Below are 328 nucleotides of genomic sequence, written 5' to 3'. Positions count from 1 at the left end.
GCACCATCGACGACGCTGGTAACGAGGTCAAGGTCGAGCGCTACCAAGATGTGTGGACGCTGCTCTCGGACGGCAAATTCTCCAGCGACTCGACCGTGTTTGCCGAGATCGAAATGATGCTGGCTTATCGCGGGAACTCGGTGCGCAAGATCGAAGAACCGTCAACCGATGATGACAAGGCAGAAGAGGACAAGAAAAAGAAGGAAGAGCCGTTCCGTATCACACCGTGGCAGGCGCGCGAGTTCAAGAAAACGCTGCGTCTGGCCGAAAGTATTCGCGAGATCATGAGCTGGGATGAAGTGAAGTTGGCTTCGGTGCTGGAGAATGC

Annotated in this window: 1 protein-coding gene; it reads left to right on the top strand. The window is 55.2% G+C overall.

Annotated elements, in window-relative coordinates; translation table 11 throughout:
* On the top strand, window positions 1-328 hold a 328-nt coding region (locus AC1RP1_RS08120), incomplete at both ends, for a hypothetical protein (protein ID WP_481762736.1).

Source organism: Dellaglioa sp. CoH-56-MRSF-13 (genome assembly GCF_056782095.1).
Note: the sequence above shows the minus strand (reverse complement) of the source record. Positions and strands in the feature narration are given on the sequence as shown.